At 68.5% G+C, this 16153-nt stretch carries 14 protein-coding genes; 3 read left to right on the top strand and 11 right to left on the bottom strand.

Going from position 1 to position 16153, the window contains the following annotated elements; genetic code table 11:
• Nucleotides 1-35: 35 nt before the first annotated feature.
• The gene (locus AB4070_RS02945; protein WP_058633211.1) at nt 36-1133 is read right to left on the bottom strand and encodes an alcohol dehydrogenase catalytic domain-containing protein; all 1098 of its coding nucleotides are present in this window, start codon (nt 1131-1133) and stop codon (nt 36-38) included.
• Between the two features lie 113 nt (nt 1134-1246).
• Here AB4070_RS02945 and AB4070_RS02940 point away from each other — a divergent pair, with 113 nt between their 5' ends.
• Nucleotides 1247-2662 (top strand): PucR family transcriptional regulator, encoded by a 1416-nt coding sequence (locus AB4070_RS02940; RefSeq protein ID WP_441978825.1) that lies wholly within the window; start codon nt 1247-1249, stop codon nt 2660-2662.
• Between the two features lie 61 nt (nt 2663-2723).
• Here the strand turns inward: AB4070_RS02940 and AB4070_RS02935 are convergent, their stop codons facing one another.
• Nucleotides 2724-3239, bottom strand: coding sequence for a hypothetical protein (locus AB4070_RS02935; RefSeq protein ID WP_441978824.1), 516 nt, complete (start codon nt 3237-3239; stop codon nt 2724-2726).
• A 120-nt stretch (nt 3240-3359) separates the two neighbouring features.
• Nucleotides 3360-3926, bottom strand: a complete 567-nt coding sequence (gene def / locus AB4070_RS02930) for a peptide deformylase (RefSeq protein WP_441978823.1) — start codon at nt 3924-3926, stop codon at nt 3360-3362.
• A gap of 61 nt (nt 3927-3987) precedes the next feature.
• Here def and AB4070_RS02925 point away from each other — a divergent pair, with 61 nt between their 5' ends.
• On the top strand, nt 3988-5079 hold the full coding sequence (locus AB4070_RS02925; protein ID WP_441979027.1) for a DMT family transporter: 1092 nt from the start codon (nt 3988-3990) through the stop codon (nt 5077-5079).
• A gap of 33 nt (nt 5080-5112) precedes the next feature.
• Here AB4070_RS02925 and pgl read toward each other — a convergent pair whose 3' ends face one another.
• The 6 genes from pgl to tkt are packed head-to-tail and all read right to left on the bottom strand — an operon-like array spanning nt 5113 to nt 13226.
• Nucleotides 5113-5892 carry a 6-phosphogluconolactonase gene (gene pgl / locus AB4070_RS02920; RefSeq protein WP_441978822.1) on the bottom strand — a complete coding sequence of 260 codons (780 nt, stop codon included), beginning with the start codon at nt 5890-5892 and terminating at the stop codon, nt 5113-5115.
• A 5-nt stretch (nt 5893-5897) separates the two neighbouring features.
• Nucleotides 5898-6833 (bottom strand): glucose-6-phosphate dehydrogenase assembly protein OpcA, encoded by a 936-nt coding sequence (locus tag AB4070_RS02915; protein ID WP_441978821.1) that lies wholly within the window; start codon nt 6831-6833, stop codon nt 5898-5900.
• Nucleotides 6830-8380 (bottom strand): glucose-6-phosphate dehydrogenase, encoded by a 1551-nt coding sequence (gene zwf, locus AB4070_RS02910; RefSeq protein ID WP_046749152.1) that lies wholly within the window; start codon nt 8378-8380, stop codon nt 6830-6832. Before zwf ends, AB4070_RS02915 begins: the two co-directional genes overlap by 4 nt.
• Before the next feature lie 21 nt (nt 8381-8401).
• Complete coding sequence (locus AB4070_RS02905; protein ID WP_441978820.1) at nt 8402-10009, bottom strand: glucose-6-phosphate isomerase; 1608 nt, start codon at nt 10007-10009, stop codon at nt 8402-8404.
• Entirely contained in the window at nt 10006-11118 is a 1113-nt protein-coding gene (gene tal, locus AB4070_RS02900) for a transaldolase (protein ID WP_441978819.1), read from the bottom strand. Before tal ends, AB4070_RS02905 begins: the two co-directional genes overlap by 4 nt.
• A complete protein-coding gene (tkt, locus tag AB4070_RS02895; RefSeq protein ID WP_441978818.1) occupies nt 11115-13226 on the bottom strand; it encodes a transketolase in 2112 nt (703 codons plus the stop codon). Before tkt ends, tal begins: the two co-directional genes overlap by 4 nt.
• A 218-nt stretch (nt 13227-13444) precedes the next feature.
• Here tkt and AB4070_RS02890 point away from each other — a divergent pair, with 218 nt between their 5' ends.
• Nucleotides 13445-14350 carry a heme o synthase gene (locus AB4070_RS02890; RefSeq protein WP_441978817.1) on the top strand — a complete coding sequence of 302 codons (906 nt, stop codon included), beginning with the start codon at nt 13445-13447 and terminating at the stop codon, nt 14348-14350.
• A gap of 104 nt (nt 14351-14454) precedes the next feature.
• Here AB4070_RS02890 and AB4070_RS02885 read toward each other — a convergent pair whose 3' ends face one another.
• Both AB4070_RS02885 and AB4070_RS02880 read right to left on the bottom strand, forming a co-directional pair.
• Complete coding sequence (locus AB4070_RS02885; RefSeq protein WP_441978816.1) at nt 14455-14919, bottom strand: hypothetical protein; 465 nt, start codon at nt 14917-14919, stop codon at nt 14455-14457.
• Nucleotides 14920-14986: 67 nt separating this feature from the next.
• A complete protein-coding gene (locus tag AB4070_RS02880; protein WP_441978815.1) occupies nt 14987-16093 on the bottom strand; it encodes a COX15/CtaA family protein in 1107 nt (368 codons plus the stop codon).
• Between the last annotated feature and the right edge of the window lie 60 nt (nt 16094-16153).

Genomic DNA, 16153 nt, shown 5'->3' with positions numbered 1-16153 from the left:
GAGGGAGTGAAGGGTGGTCAGGGGATGACGGCTGCTCAGGGGATGAGCAGGGTACGCAGCGCCGAGCCGGTCTCGAGGTCATCGAGCGCGGCTGCGGCCTCGGCAAGGGGGCGGCGGCCCGAGATCAGCGGATCGATCTTGAGCTGTCCGTCCATGTAGCGGTCGACGAGGGCCGGGACATCGATGGAGGGGCGCACCGAGCCGTAGTTCGAGCCGAGGATGCGCTGGTCCGCCTCGGCGAGGACGAGGGGCTCGAACGATGCGCGGGCGCCCGTCGGGGGAAGCCCGACGATCACGGCCGCACCACCGAGGCCGAGCATCTGGATCGACTGCTCGGTGGTGGAGGTGCGTCCGATGGCGTCGAAAGCGTAATCGACACCGTCCGGGATGAGCTCGCGCAGCTGCGCCACGGCATCGCCCTGGGAGGCGTCGATGCGGTCCGTGGCGCCGAACTGCAGCGCCATCTGCGTCTTCTCCGGACGCACGTCGATCGCGACGATGCGCTCCGCACCGGCGAGTCGCGCGCCCTGGACCACGTTGAGGCCGACGCCCCCGCAGCCGATCACGACCACGGTCGATCCCGGTTCGACCGCCGCCGTGTTGAGAACCGCACCCACACCGGTGGCTACGGCGCAGCCGACGACCGCGACGACGTCGAGCGGGGCGTCGTCACGGACCTTGACGGCACCCGACGCGGGCACGACGACCTCTTCGGCGAAGGAGGAGACGCCGAGGTAGTGGTGAAGCTGCTCACCGTCGCGGCTCAGGCGTGATGTGCCATCGAAGAGCACGCCAAGCGGAGCGACGACCGTCGCCACCTTCTGGCAGCGCGCCTCATGGCCGGCGCGGCAGTAGCGGCATTCCCCGCACGGCGGAACCCAGCTCAGGACCACGTGATCGCCGACCGCCAGGGTCGTGACGCCCTCGCCGAGTTCGGTCACGACACCGGAGCCCTCGTGACCCATCACCAGGGGCGCGGCGGCGTCCCACTCGCCGCGCTTGACGTGGAGGTCGGAGTGGCAGACGCCCGCAGCCGCGATGCGCACGCGCACCTCGCCGGCTCGGGGCGGAGCGAGGTCGACGTCGACGAACTCGATCGGGGACTGCGGATCGCGGAAGACAACAGCTTTCATGACATCCTTCGGGTAAGTGGGGATGCCGACGATGCTAGGAGACTGCCGACCTGGAGGCATTCGACGAATGTGTGGATTCGCTCGCCGTGAATCACACTTTGTATGATCGGCAGGTGGCTCGTGATGTCGCCTCCGTGGCGCGATACCTCCAAGGACGGCTTCTGGACGGAGCGGTGCCGAGCTCGCGTCACGTGAACTCCGTCGTCGGACTCGACTCCTTCAGCGCTCCTTCCGAACACCTCTTCACCACCCTGGTCGTCGTCGATGGCGCTCGGGTCGGCGAGCTGGTCGACGACCCGGAGAGGCTCGCACTGCTCCAGGACGCGGTCGTGGTCACCGCAGTGGACACGCCGACAGTCCGCCAGGTGCTCGAGGAACGACGCATCACGTCGATCGTCGGAGCAGGTATCGCCGACGACCTGTTGGCGCCGACGCTGACCGCCCTGCTCGCCGTCGACCAGGCAGCCGAAGCCAGGGCGATCACCTCTGCGATGCGCGTGCTGACCCTCGCCGCGCGGCGAAGCGGCATCACCGGTGTCATCGCCGAGCTCGCGCACCGGATCGACGGCTGGGCGGTGCTTCTCGACCGACATGGCGAGGTCATCACGACGGCCGGGGCGGGAAGCCTGCATATCGACGACGCGATCGCGGTCGCTGTCGGTCGCCCCGTCCGGGTGCGCCATCGCGCCCTGCAGGTGCATCCGGTCGGCCCCGGTCAGGACATCACCGCGCAGCTCGTCACCGCCCCGCGCAACGACAGCTCAGGGCGCGGAAGGGAACTCAGCTCTCAAGCGGCGGCCCTGCTGGACCTGCTGATGCGCACGCGTGACAGCAGTCACCTCGAGCGTCTCGGGCGGTCGATGATGCTGGAGACCGTGCTCGAGGGTGGGGAGGAGGCTACGCGGCTCCTCCGCCGCTGGGGTGTGCACGAGAGAAGTCTCATGGGATTCGCACTGCTCTCGCGCACGAGCGGCGTCGATACCGAGCATCTGCTCGCGCTGTGGCTCGACGAGCTCGGAGCTGAGCATGTGTTCGCCGCTCAGCGCGGACTGATCCGCGGTGTCGTCCGGGAGGAACACGCGGAGGAGATCGCGCACCGCGTGCGGACCTTCGCCTCGACGCTCTACCTCGGTCTCGGTCGCCCGAGTGCGACGGACGCGCTCGCCCGCAGCGTCGACGAAGCCCGCCAGGCGAGCGAGACCGCGCGGGCGGGTGGTGAGCGTGTCGTCCGGTACGAGTCCATCCCCACCGTGTCCCTGGTGCTCGGGCACCTGGGGGCGGACCAGACGCAGCGTATCGGGAGGCTCCTGGACCCGCTGAGGGGTGGACAGTACCCGGAGCTGATCGAGACGCTGCGTGTCTTCCTCGCAACGAACAGCGCCTGGGGCGAGAGTGCGACACGACTGCGAATCCATCGGCAGACCCTGGCAGCGCGGATCCGACGGATCGAGGATCTGATCGGACTCTCCATGGCCGACCCCGACGACCGCGTGGCTGCCTGGTTGGCTCTGCGCGCCTCGGACGACTGAACCACCCGGGGGACGAAGAAGGGCCCCGCCGTGAGGCGGAGCCCTTCTCTGCGACTGCGGGTCAGCGTGCGGCGCCCGCCAGGGACCCGGTGGTCTGTCCGGCCGGGTCGAAGATGATGCACTGGATCACGCGGTCGTTGTTCTGCTCCCAGGAGTCCTTGGTGGGAACGAGCGTCGTGACGTTGAGAGCGGAGTCGTCGTAGGCGACGCCGACGAACGAGGTGTACGCGTCTCCGACGCACTCCTGCGTCGCCGCGTCGATGTCGGAGTCGGAGAACTCGCCGTCCGGCATCGTGATCTCGTAGTACACCTCCTGGTCGTGCGGGTCGGTGCAGGGAAGGACGTTGGCATCGGTGAGCATGCCGGTTCCGGTGTCGAGCATGCAGTCGCCCAGCTTCACCGAGAAGACGCCGACGTTCGAGCTCTCGGTGACCTGACCTGTCTCCTCATCGCGGTTGGCGTCGCCCGAACCGCTGCCGAGAATACTGTTGAGGGCGCTGCAACCGGTCAGGGCGACCGAAAGCGCCACTGCCGATCCTGCGAGCATCAGAGCCCGTCGATCGCGCAACTTCATCATGATTGTTTCCCCTCCGAAGCGTGATGTGGAGGCACGATGAAAGCCCCCGCCGCGAACACGTTAGCCGTCACCGAGTCTGTGACGCAACTCGGAGGAGACTGTGGTTCGGCTGGGAGCGGGTCATCCCTCGAGGTCGTCGACGCCCGGCAACCAGCTCGCGCCGGGCCGCCCCCAACCGCGCTTGCGGGCGATCTTCTGCACCGTCTTCCAGTCTCCGTCGGAGAGACGGTCGACGTACAGGATGCCGTCGAGGTGATCGAACTCGTGCTGCATGATGCGGGCACGCCAGCCGTCGACGTCGATGGAGACCGGCTGCCCGTCCAGATCGGTCGCCGTCACGTGGACGCGCTCCGACCGACGCAGGGGGAATCGCTCGCCCGGGAAGGAGAGGCAGCCCTCGGACTCGAGGTCCGGATCGGGCTCGCCCGGTTCGAGAGGAACCATCCAGAGCTCGGGGTTGATGAGGACTCCACGCCACGGCTGGTCGTCGTCATCGACGTATGCGTAGGTGTAGATCCGCAGGGGCACGCCGACCTGCGGGGCGGCCAAGCCGACTCCCGGTGCTGCATCCATCGTCTCGAACATGTCCGCGACCAGACTGCGGATGTCGTCCGTGATCTCGTCGACGGGGGAGGCGGGGGAGTGCAGGACGGGATCGCCCATGATGCGAATCGGAAGTACAGCCACGTCACAACCCTAGTCGGCGGTACTCGCCAGGTAGGGTCGTACTGTGAATGCCGGGGTGTGGATGAATGCGGTCGAGGACGTCGGCGATCAGCTCGTCGGCGCGTTCCAGAACCCCGGTCTGCTGCTCGGTATCCCGCTCGCTCTCGCCGGCGCCGTCTTCATGTCCCTCGGCGCGCAGTACCAGCACCGCGGCGTCGAGAAGGTCGAACGTCTCAGCGGTGCCACCGGTGCCTCGGGGCTGAGCTTCGATCAGCTCAAGCGCCTCCTGACGCGCCCGTCGTGGCTCATCGGCACGCTCATGCTCGGCCTCGCCGTCATCTGTCAGCTCGCCGCGCTCGTGCAGGCACCGCTGATCGTGGTTCAGCCGCTCGGAGCGATCGCGCTCGTGATCACGACCCTGCTCAACGCGCGGATCTCCGGCCACTCGCCGACACGGCAATCGTTGACCGCCATCATCTGCTGCGTCGGCGGGATCTTCCTCTTCGTCTTCTTCGCCGCGATCTACGCGACCGAGCAAGAGGTGACCGACCGCGAGCTCTTCACCATCCTGGCGCTCCTGCTCGCCGTCATCATCATCCTCGGCGCATGCTGGCTGATCCTGCGGCGCCGCATGCGTGCACTGTTCTACGTGATCGGCGCCGGCATCCTCTACGGATTCGTGGCAACGCTCGCCAAGGTCGTCATCAAGCGCATCGAGGCGGGCCAGTTCGAGTGGATCACCGCCATCTGCGTGCTCGCCCTCATCTCGGCAGCGGCCGTCGGCGCCTACTTCGTGCAGACGGCCTACAGCTCGGGTCCGCCCGACCTCGTGATCGCCGGACTCACCGTCGTCGACCCGCTCGTCGCGGTGCTGATCGGAATGGTCGTGCTGGGCGAAGCAGCCGCCGCACCGTGGTGGGTGCTCGTGATCTTCGCGGTGGCAGGCGGGATCGCCGTGTGGGGCGTCGTCGGGCTCGCCCGATACCATCCCCAGGTGCTCAGCGACAGCCAGGAATTGGGGATCCCGCGCGGCAGTGCACCGGGCGCTCCCGGGCGGAGCGGGAACGAGGACTCCACGACATCACCCTCGTCGATGGGCTCTCCCGAGCGCGCCGACGGCTCCGCCGGACCGGACACGCCGCCGTGGCGCGACGGATCCTCGGAACACTCGTAAGCCGGTCCGCAGGCGGGGCTGCGTTCGCAGGACTCAGTAGGCCTGGTCGATGAGGTCGACGGAGACCTCCGAGGCTGCGGCCTCGTCCACGAAGAAGACCGTCCGCTTGCGGCCCTTCGCCCCGGCGGCAGGGACGCTCGTGTAGCTGGCACCCGCAAGCGCGAGGCCCAGCGCCGATGCCTTGTCCGCACCCGTCAGCACGAGCCATACGCGTTTCGACGAGTTGAGTACCGGGCGGGTCAGAGTGACGCGCTCCGGCGGCGGCTTGGGGGAGTCCCGTACGGCGAGCACGGCGGCATCCGTCACCGTGACCTCCTCGCGATCCGGGAAGAGCGAGGCGACATGGCCGTCGGGGCCGACACCGAGAAAGCACACGGCGAACGAGGGCCACGGGTGCTCGTCGGTGCCGAACCGCGCGAGCTCTTCGGCGTAAGCCGCGGCGGATTCGTCCAGGGTCAGTCCGCTGTCGGGCCCGGCGACCTCATGGACATTCTCCGCGGGCACGGCGATGTGGTCGAGCAGCGCCTGTCGAGACTGCAGAGAGTTGCGATCGACATCGTCGCGCGGCACGAACCGTTCGTCGCCCCACCAGAAGTGCACCAGAGACCAGTCGATCTCGGCAACACGAGGGTGTTCGGACGCGGCACGCAGCACCGCTCCACCCATCGATCCTCCTGTGAGGGCGATGTGTGCGATCCGCCCGTTGCGGGTGCGAGCACGCACCCGCGTCAGGAACCGGTCGGCCACGCGGGTGGCGAGGGCGGCGGGGGTGGCTTCCACCACCACGCGCTTCTCTGCGGACGATGTCGTCATCGACGTCACTCTCCAGTCTCGGGCGGACCCAGCTTCTCCCAGCCCTCGGTGATCACTCGACCGTACAGGACGTCGGGGTCCAGTCGACGCAGCTCCTCTGCGAGGCATTCGCGAAGTGTGCGTCGGGGAAGGTGCAGGTCGTGGTTCGGCTGGCCCGGCTGCGTGAGCACGGCGACGCCCGGAGTCGGGCGCTCCAGGAGGATGTCTCCGGAATCGCGCGTCAGGCGCACCGACTTGATGCCCTCAGCCCAGTGGTCGGGGTCTTCGTACGACCACTGCACCGGCACATCGAGAGCCATCTGCAGCCACGCGGCCAACAGCGCCGTGGACGGGGATGCCGAGGCTCCGCGCACCTCGACGCCGGTGATCGGCTCGTACGGCGGCTGGTCGAGCACGGCCGCGAGCTGCTCGCGCCAGTGGGTCAGGCGCGTCCACGCCAGGTCGGTGTCGCCCGGGGCATGAGTCTCACCGAGGAGGGCGAGCCGGTCGCGGACATCGTGCGCCGTCGCGGCATCGGTGATGCGGCGCTGAGCGATCTTGCCGAGCGGGGACTGCGCCGGTGCGACGGGCGCGGACTCGGGCCACCAGGCGACCACGGGGGCGTCGGGCAGCAGGAGGCCCGTGATGAGGCTCTCCTCGTTGCTCGCGGCGTCTCCGAAGGCGCGCAGGACGACGACTTCGCTGGCTCCGGCGTCTCCGCCCACGCGGATCTGCGCGTCGAGGCGGGATTCGCCCTCACCTGTGGTGATCACGATCACACGCATCGGGTGCTCGCGCGAAGCGTCGTTGGCGGCGTCGATCGCCGCCTCCGCCACTCCGTTGCGGGCGGCGATGACGAGAGTCAGCACGCGGCCGAGGGCGACGGCTCCGCCCTCCTCGCGCACCTTGACCAGCTGCTTCGCGACCTGGCTGACGGTCGTGTCGGGAAGGTCGATGATCACGGGCGTCTCCAGACTCGTCCATCGCGGGCCAGCAGGTCGTCGGCGGATGCCGGTCCCCACGAGCCGGGCGCATACTGCTCCACCGGGCCGCCCTGGGCGGCCCAGTACTTCTCCACCGGGTCGAGGATCTTCCAGGAGAGCTCGACTTCCTCGTGCCGCGGGAACAGCGGCGGATCGCCCAGGAGGACGTCGAGGATCAGACGCTCGTACGCCTCAGGGCTCGCCTCCGTGAAGGCGTGGCCGTAGCCGAAGTCCATCGTCACGTCGCGGACATTGGAGCCGCTGCCGGGCACCTTGGATCCGAAGCGGATCGTGACGCCCTCGTCCGGCTGCACGCGGATGACGAGCGCGTTCTGTCCGAGCTCGGAAGCGTTGCCGCGGCCGAACAGGTGCTGAGGCGCGCGCTTGAAGACCACGGCGATCTCGGTCACACGGCGGCCGAGACGTTTTCCCGTCCGCAGGTAGAACGGCACATCCGCCCAGCGGCGGGTGTCGATCTCGAGCTTGATCGCGGCATACGTCTCCGTGGTCGACTCGGGGTTCATCCCCTCCTCTTCCAGGAAGCCGGTGACCTTCTCGCCACCCTGCCATCCGCCCGCGTACTGCCCGCGGGCGGTCGCGAGGGACAGGTCGTCCGGCACATGCACGGCCGCGAGGACCTTCTCCTTCTCGGCGCGCAGGTGCTCGGCCGAGAGACTGATCGGCTCCTCCATCGCTGTCAGCGCCAGAAGCTGCAGCAGGTGGTTCTGGATCACGTCTCGTGCGGCGCCGATGCCGTCGTAGTACCCCGCACGTCCGCCGACGCCGATGTCCTCGGCCATCGTGATCTGCACGTGGTCGACGTAGTTGCGGTTCCAGATCGGCTCGTACAGCTCGTTGGCGAAGCGCAGGGCCAGGATGTTCTGAACCGTCTCCTTGCCGAGGTAGTGGTCGATGCGGAAGATCGAGTCGGCAGGGAAGGCCACCTCGAGAGCAGCGTTCAGAGCCCGCGCGGACTCGAGATCGTGTCCGAAGGGCTTCTCGATCACGACACGACGCCAGCGCTCGTCATCGTCGCTGTTCTCGCCGACGAGACCGGATTCCTTGAGCTGCTTCGCGACCAGCGGGAAGTCCTTCGGCGGGATCGACAGGTAGAACGCATGGTTGCCCATCGTCCCCCGTTCGACGTCGAGCTTCTCGATGGTGTCGCGCAGCTTGCGGAAGGAGTCCGGGTTGTCGAACTCGCCCGAGACGAAGCGGATGCCCTGCAGCAGCTGGGTCCACGTCTCTTCGCGGAACGGCGTGCGGGCGTGCTCCTTCACGGCGTCGTAGACGACCTGGGCGAAGTCCTGGTCCTCCCAGTCGCGTCGGGCGAATCCCACGAGGGCGAACCCGGGAGGGAGCAGACCGCGGTTCGCGAGGTCGTAGACCGCTGGCATCAGCTTCTTGCGTGAGAGATCTCCGGTGACGCCGAAGATCACGAGGGCGCTGGGCCCTGCGATCCTGTTGAGACGGCGGTCATCGGGGTCACGCAGCGGGTTGTGCCCGCGCGAGATGGGAACAGACATCGGTGGGGGATTCTCCTGCTGTTACTTCTGTGCGGCTTCGAAGAGGGCGAGCACGTCGTCCGAGGACTCGGTGATCGTCAGCGTGACGACGGGGCGTCCGTGCTCGGCGAGCACGGCGGCATCACCGGCGGCCTGGGCCTGGATGAGCTGCCCGAAGGTGAAGGGCCGGTCGGGGATCTCGAGATCGACCTCGGTGCGCTCGAGGATCTGCACGAACACTCCCTGCGCGGGGCCGCCCTTGTGATACTGACCGGTCGAGTGCAGGAAACGGGGTCCCCACCCGAAGGTGGTCGGCCGTCCGGAGTCCGCGGCGACGAGCTCGCGCAGGCCCTGGAGCTGCGGCACTTCGAGGCGATTGACGTACGCCTGGATGGATACGTAGCCGTCGGCGGGGAGCTGGGCCCAGAGGGCGTCCAGCACGCCTTCGACCGTGCCAGAGGCGGCGAGGGCGGGGTCGGAGACCCGGACCTCCACACCGTTCTCGACGAATGCCGGCGCCGTGGGCTCGGGGCGAGCGTCGAGCAGTCCGCGGGCGGCGACCTTGGCCGACTCGACGTCGGGCTGATCGAACGGGTTGATGTGCAGCAGGTGTCCGGCGATCGCGGTCGCGTACTCCCACACGATGAGCTGGGCGCCCAGCGTGCCGCTGACGAGGATCTCGCCCTCGTGACGCTCGTGGAGGTGGAACTCGTTGGCGTCGTCGACCAGTCGCACGATCTGCAGGTCGGCCGGCACGGGGTCGAGCTCGGGGGAGACGGGGAGCAGCACGACCGGGAGGATCCCCGTGCCCTCCTTGCCGGTGGACTCGGCGATGAGCTGCTCGATCCAGTCCGGAAGACCCTTGATGTGCGTGCCGTCGGTGATCAGACCGAGCTTGTCGCGTCGCGGGTTCGTGGCCGCGATCGCCGCGCCCAGACGCAGAGCGGGGTTCTCCGCCGAGTCGACGGCGACCTCTAGCAGCGACGCCTCGGCCTCGTTCAGCAGTTCGTCGATGTCGACACCGGCGAGCCCCGACGGCACCAGTCCGAAGGCGGTGAGCGCCGAGTAGCGGCCGCCGACGTTCGGGTCCGCGTTGAAGACGCGGTACCCCGCCTCGCGGGCGGAGGCGTCGAGCGGCGAACCGGGATCGGTGACGACCACGATGCGCTCGACGGGGTCGATCCCGAGATCGCGGAACGCGGCTTCGAACGTGCGGCGCTGGGAGTCGGTCTCGACGGTGGAGCCGGACTTCGACGATACGACCAGCACCGTGTCGGCGAGCCCTTCATCGAGGGCGGCGAGCACCTGGCCGGGAGCGGTCGAGTCGAGGATCGTCAGCGGCACGCCGGCCGTCTGCGCGATGACCTCGGGCGCGAGCGAGGAGCCGCCCATCCCGGCCAGCACGACCCGGGTCACGCCCTTGGCGTTGAGGTCGGCGCGGAGTGCGACGATCTCGGCGACGAGTGGACGCGAGACCGAGACGGCCTCCACCCATCCGAGTCGTACAGATGCTTCCGCCTCCGCCGCAGGACCCCAGAGGGTCGCGTCGCCACTGGTGATGCGGGAGGCGACGAGGTCGTGGACGAGGGCGGGAACCGTCTCGTCGATCGCGGCGCGCGCGGCGCCGGACGTGTGGATCGAGAAGGTCATCGCTGCGACTCCAGAGCCTCGGTGACCTGCGCGAGCAGGTCGTGCCAGGAGTCGATGAACTTCGCGACCCCCTCGTCCTCGAGCACCTGTGTGACGTCGGTGAAGTCGATGCCGAGCTCGGCGATCCCCGCGAACACGGCGCGGGCGTCGTCGTAGCCGCCGGTGATGGTGTCACCGGTGACGACGCCGTGGTCGAAGGTGGCTTCGAGCGTCTTCTCCGGCATGGTGTTGACGACGCCCTGGGCGACGAGCTCGGTGACGTAGAGGGTGTCGGGAAGGGCCGGGTCCTTGACACCGGTCGACGCCCACAGCGGGCGCTGCAGGTTCGCCCCGGCGCCGAGCAGCGCCGTGGCGCGGTCTCCGGCGAACGTCTTCTCGAACAGCTCGTACGCGAGGCGGGCGTTGGCGAGGCCTGCCTTGCTCTTGAGGGCTTCCGCCTCGGGAGTGCCGATCGCGGTGAGGCGCTTGTCGGTCTCGGTGTCGACGCGCGACACGAAGAACGAGGCGACCGAGTGGATGGTCGACAGGTCGATGCCCGCCGCCTTCGCGGTCTCGAGGCCGGTGAGGTACGCGTCGATGACCTCGGCGTAGCGCTCCAGGCTGAAGATCAGCGTCACGTTGACGCTGATGCCGGCTCCGATGGCCTCGGCGATGGCCGGGAGACCTGCCTTGGTCGCGGGGATCTTGACGAGCAGGTTGGGGCGGTCGATCTTGGCCCACAGCTCCTTGGCCTGCGCGACGGTACCCGCGGTGTCATGCGCGAGATCGGGGGAGACCTCGATCGAGACGCGGCCGTCGACGTGGTCGGAGGCCTCCCACACGGGACGGAACACGTCGAGGGCTGCGGCGACGTCCTGCGTGGTGGCGGCGAAGACCGCTTCCTCCGCGGTGGCACCGGACCCGGCGAGCTCGGTGACCTGCGCGTCGTACGACGTGTCGTTCTTGTCGGTGATCGCGTTGGCGAAGATCGTCGGGTTCGTGGTGACGCCGACCACGTTGCGCGACGAGATCAGCTCGGCGAGGTTGCCGGAGGAGATGCGGGTGCGGGAGAGGTCGTCGAGCCAGATGCTGACGCCTGCGGCGGCGAGCTGCGCGGTGGGGGTGCTCATGCGTTCTCCTTGGTGCTGTTGGCCGCGATGGTCTCGCGGGCGGCCGCGATGACGGCCTCGGTGGTGATGCCGAACTTCTCGAAGAGGGTCTTGTAGTCGGCGGAGGCGCCGAAGTGGTCGATGCCGACCGAGCGGCCGCGGTCGCCCACGATGCCGCGCCAGCTGAGCACCGAGCCCGCCTCGACCGACACGCGGGCGGTGACGGCGGCAGGGAGCACGCTCTCGCGGTACTCGGCGTCCTGCTCGTCGAACCACTCCAGCGACGGAGCGGAGACGACGCGCACGTTCACGCCCTCGGCGGCGAGAGCCTCGCGGGCGTTGACCGCGAGCTGCACCTCGGATCCGGTGGCGACGATGATGACGTCCGGAGCGCCGTTCGGCGCCTCGGCGAGAACGTAGGCGCCCTTTGCGGCATTGTCGGCGGAGGCGAAGGTGTCGCCTTCGGCCGCACCTTCTCCACGCTCGAACACCGGGATGTTCTGGCGCGTCAGCGCGATGCCGGCGGGACCTTCGTGGCGGCGGAGGATCTCCAGCCAGGTGGCCGCGGTCTCGTTCGCGTCAGCCGGGCGCACGACCGTGAAGTTCGGGATCGCGCGGAGGGTCGCGAGCTGCTCGATCGGCTGATGCGTCGGGCCATCCTCGCCGAGCGCGACCGAGTCGTGGGTCCAGACGAAGATGCTGGGCACGTTCATGAGCGCAGCCAGACGCACGGGCGGACGCATGTAGTCGCTGAAGATCAGGAATGTGCCGCCGAACGCCCGGGTCGGGCCATGCAGGACGATGCCGTTGATGATCGCGCCCATGGCGTGCTCGCGGATGCCGAAGTGCAGCACGCGACCGTAGGGGTTGCCCGACCACTCGTGCGTCGACCACTCAGCGGGGATGAACGACGGGGCGTCCTTGATCGTGGTGAGGTTCGACTCGGCGAGGTCGGCAGAACCGCCCCAGAGCTCCGGAAGCTCCGCAGCGAGGGCGTTGATGACCTGACCGGATGCGGCGCGGGTAGAGACCTCCTTGCCGGCTTCGAACACAGGAAGCGCAGCAGCGATGTCGGTCGGCAGCTCGCGTGCCTCGAGGCGGTCCAGAAGAGCCTTCTTCTCCGGGTTGGCGGCGGCCCACGCGTCGAACGACTCCTGCCAGGCCGCGCGCACCTCGGCCGCACGCGCAGCGAGTCCGCGAGTGCGCTCGATCACGTCGTCGGCGACGGCGAAGTGCTCCTCGGGGTCGAAACCGAGGACCTTCTTGGTGGCGGCGAGCTCGTCCGCACCGAGTGCCGAGCCGTGGATCTTGCCGGAGTTCTGCTTGCCCGGCGACGGCCAGCCGATGATGGTCTTGAGGATGATCAGCGACGGCTTCGAGGTCTCACCCTTGGCGGCCTCGATCGCCGAGTACAGCTCGGCGACGTCCTCGACGTACTCGCCGGACTTCTTCCAGTCGACGACCTGCACCTGCCAGCCGTAGGCCTCGTAGCGAGCGGCGACGTCCTCGGTGAAGGCGACGTTCGTGTCGTCTTCGATGGAGATCTGGTTGGAGTCGTAGATCGCGATCAGGTTGCCGAGCTGCTGGTGGCCCGCGAGCGAGGAGGCCTCGCTCGTCACGCCCTCCTGCAGGTCGCCGTCGCCGGCGATCACGTACACGAAGTGGTCGAACGGGCTCGTGCCCGCAGCGGCCTCGGGATCGAACAGGCCGCGCTCGTAGCGTGCGGCGTAGGCGAAGCCCACGGCGGAGGCCAGGCCCTGACCGAGAGGACCGGTCGTGATCTCGACGCCCTTGGTGTGGCCGTACTCCGGGTGGCCCGGGGTGAGCGAGCCCCACGTGCGGAGGGCCTTGAGGTCGTCGAGCTCGAGTCCGAAGCCGCCGAGGTAGAGCTCGACGTACTGGGTGAGCGACGAGTGGCCGGCCGACAGGATGAAGCGGTCGCGCCCGAGCCAGTCGACATCGGTCGGGTCGTGGCGCAGAACGCGCTGGTAGAGGAGATACGCGGCGGGAGCGAGGCTCATCGCGGTGCCGGGGTGACCGTTGCCGACCTTCTCGACGGCATCGGCCGCCAGGATTCGTGCGGTGTCCACCGCGCGTCGATCGATCTCATCCCACTGCAATTCCGACACGTTCATGCCCTTTCCGACAGTTTCGAGGGCGCCCGTATTCCCTGGCAGGTCCGCAACGTCACGGTGAGGTGCACATCGCCGGGCGCGCGAGTGGTTTCAGCATAGCGGTGACGTGAGCCGCACCACGCGGGACCGGGAGCCGGAGCACGTCATCCCGTGTCATACACTGGAGAGGTTGTCCGGTCACACGTGCGGAGGAGGCGATCGAGATCTCGACGATGTCTGATCAGACCGTGAGGAAGTCGTCCATCGGTCGCACGGTGAAGGCCTATATCACCCTCACCAAGCCGCGTGTCCTGGAGCTCCTGCTCGTGTCCACCGTGCCGGTGATGTTCCTCGCGCAGGGGGGAATGCCGAATCTGTGGCTCGTGCTGGCCACTGTCATCGGCGGCTCGATGAGCGCCGGTTCCGCGGCGTCGTTCAACATGTACCTCGATCGCGACATCGACGCGCACATGCATCGCACCGAGAACCGTCCGCTCGTCACGGGAGAGGTCAGCCCGCGCGGCGCGCTCATCTTCTCCTGGACACTGGCGGTCGCCTCGACGGGCTGGCTCCTGCTGACGACCAACTGGCTCACCGCTGCGCTGTCGGCGACGGCCATCTTCTTCTACGTCGTGATCTACACGATGATCCTCAAGCGCCGTACCGAGCAGAACATCATCTGGGGCGGTATCGCCGGCTGCTTCCCCGTGCTGATCGGGTGGTCTGCCGTCACCGGCTCGCTCGACTGGCCCGCCTTCATCCTGTTCCTCCTGGTCTTCCTGTGGACGCCGCCGCACTACTGGCCGCTGTCGATGAAGTACAAGGACGACTACGAAGACGTCGACGTCCCCATGCTGGGTGTCACGCGCAACGCCTCCCAGGTCGGCCTCCAGGTGATCCTCTACGCGTGGGCCACCGTCGCCTGCTCGCTCCTCCTGGTCCCGATCGCGGGCATGGGGCTGGTGTACACGGTGTCCGCCGCGGTGTTCGGTGGGTGGTTCATCTACGAATCGCACCGGCTCTACAACCGCGCCGTCCACGGGACCGAGCCGCGTCCGATGCGGGTGTTCCACGCGTCCATCACGTATCTGACGTTGATCTTCGTCGCGGTCGCGGTCGACCCGCTGCTTCCGTTCTGACCCGAAGCAGGGAAGCTCGTCTTCCGAGACGACGGAGCGGCGCCGAGGATATCCTCGGCGCCGCTCCGTCGTTCCGTGCTCAGGGATCACCTGAACACAGGTGCTCAGCGGGTGATCGACGGGGAGTCGTCCGAGTTCGGGTCCTTCGCGGGTGCGTCATCGAGCGTGGCCGCCGGCGCCGCAGCGATGTCGGATCCCGCGTCGGTGTCCGCCGCGGTGTCGGTGACGGGGGAGGCGGTGTCCGCGACAGGTGCGCGCGTCTCGTCGGGGGCGGCGGTCCAGTCGATCGCCTCGACGACCGCAGGAGCGGGGGATGCCACGAGTGCGCGGGCGGCGACGAGCCCGAGCGTGAGCAGGATGCCGACGATCCCGGCGGCCAGCACCCCGGCACCCACGACGACGAGCGACTGTCCGACGTACACCTCGACGCCGGTGGCGGTGCCATCGAGCAGCGTGGTCGTCATCGTGGCGATCTGACCGGAGATCAGCCAGGCGCCGACGGCCGTCGTGGCGAGGGAGACGACCAGGAGCAGCCAGAATCCGATGCTTCGAGTGAGTGACTTGTTCATGACGCCCACCCTTGCGGATGCGCTGATGAGCCCGCGATGCGGGAGCTATGAGTCGACTGTGCGCAGATCAGTCCTCGACGGCGGCCGTGCGCTTCAGATGCAGCACGACGACCGTGTAGGTGGCCGCCGAGAGCGAGGCCAGCACCATGTGGATCCCCACGAGGAGCGGGGGGAGACCCTCTCGCGCCTGCCAGACGCCCACACCGACCTGGACGAGGATCGCGAGCACGAGGACGAGGAGCCAGCGGCGGGGCTCCAGGCGCTGTACCCAGGCGGTCACCGTCAGGAAGACGACCAGCGCGGCGAGGATGTAGCCGGGCCAGGAGTGCACGTGTGCCAGAACGGTCGCATCGAAGCCGTGGCGCAGGACGTCGGCGTCGCCGGAATGCGGTCCTGACCCCGTCGTGAGGACACCGAAGACGATCGTGACGGCCAGTGCGAGGCCCGTCACGTGGGTCACGGCTGCGAACCAGGCGGGCACCGCGCGCTCTCGCGGGCCGGCGGGCGTCCGGAGCCGCACCAGGAAGGCCGCGGTGATGCAGACGAGCAGCAGTGACGAGGTGTAGTGGAAACCGACGATGAAGGGGTTCAGCCCGGTCAAGACGGTGATGCCGCCGACGAGGGCCTGCGCGACGACGCCGATCAGCACGAGCCAGGCGAGTAGGACCAGGTCGCGCCTGGTGGGAGTCGAGCGCACGGAGCGGACTGCCGCAGCGATCACGGCGACCAGCAGCACCCCCAGGGCGATCGGCGAGGCGGGGAAGTGCAGGGGAGCGGCGATGGCGAACGCGGCGACGGCCGCGACGATCCCGCCCAGGGCGAACCAGAGCGCGTTGACGAGCCCGCGCTTCCCGGTGAAGAGGTGCAGCACCAGCAACACGACGACGAGGGCGATGATGCCGACGACCCCGGTCATCAGACGGTTGCCGAACTCGATGATCCCATGGATGCCCTGCACCTCGAGGATGGGCACCAGGGAGTCCGGGGTGCACAGCGGCCAGTCCGAGCATCCGAGGCCGGAACCGGTGAGGCGGACGGCTCCACCTGTGCCGATGATGATGGTCTCGCTGAGGAACGACAACCACGCGAAGACCGTCAACGCGCGCCCCCAGGACGCGGAACGGGGAGGGATTCCTCGCGTCGTCGAGGTGGCGGGGATCAACGTCTCGGGCATAAGTCCTCCGGACCGCGCGAGACGTGGCGAGCATGGCCCGTCCGTCAGGCGGAACCTGTA

The sequence above is a fragment of the Microbacterium sp. 2RAF4 genome (assembly GCF_052115285.1).
Taxonomy (GTDB): Bacteria; Actinomycetota; Actinomycetes; order Actinomycetales; family Microbacteriaceae; genus Microbacterium; species Microbacterium oxydans.
This window is presented reverse-complemented; position numbering and strand designations above follow the sequence as displayed.

Coding starts and splice junctions, on each gene's coding strand:
- AB4070_RS02885 (WP_441978816.1), bottom strand. CDS start 14,919: ATGAACAAGTCACTCACTCGAAGCATCGGATTCTGGCTGCTCCTGGTC.
- AB4070_RS02935 (WP_441978824.1), bottom strand. CDS start 3,239: ATGATGAAGTTGCGCGATCGACGGGCTCTGATGCTCGCAGGATCGGCA.
- AB4070_RS02905 (WP_441978820.1), bottom strand. CDS start 10,009: ATGACCTTCTCGATCCACACGTCCGGCGCCGCGCGCGCCGCGATCGAC.
- AB4070_RS02890 (WP_441978817.1), top strand. CDS start 13,445: ATGTCTGATCAGACCGTGAGGAAGTCGTCCATCGGTCGCACGGTGAAG.
- AB4070_RS02925 (WP_441979027.1), top strand. CDS start 3,988: ATGAATGCGGTCGAGGACGTCGGCGATCAGCTCGTCGGCGCGTTCCAG.
- zwf (WP_046749152.1), bottom strand. CDS start 8,380: ATGTCTGTTCCCATCTCGCGCGGGCACAACCCGCTGCGTGACCCCGAT.
- tal (WP_441978819.1), bottom strand. CDS start 11,118: ATGAGCACCCCCACCGCGCAGCTCGCCGCCGCAGGCGTCAGCATCTGG.
- AB4070_RS02880 (WP_441978815.1), bottom strand. CDS start 16,093: ATGCCCGAGACGTTGATCCCCGCCACCTCGACGACGCGAGGAATCCCT.
- AB4070_RS02945 (WP_058633211.1), bottom strand. CDS start 1,133: ATGAAAGCTGTTGTCTTCCGCGATCCGCAGTCCCCGATCGAGTTCGTC.
- pgl (WP_441978822.1), bottom strand. CDS start 5,892: ATGACGACATCGTCCGCAGAGAAGCGCGTGGTGGTGGAAGCCACCCCC.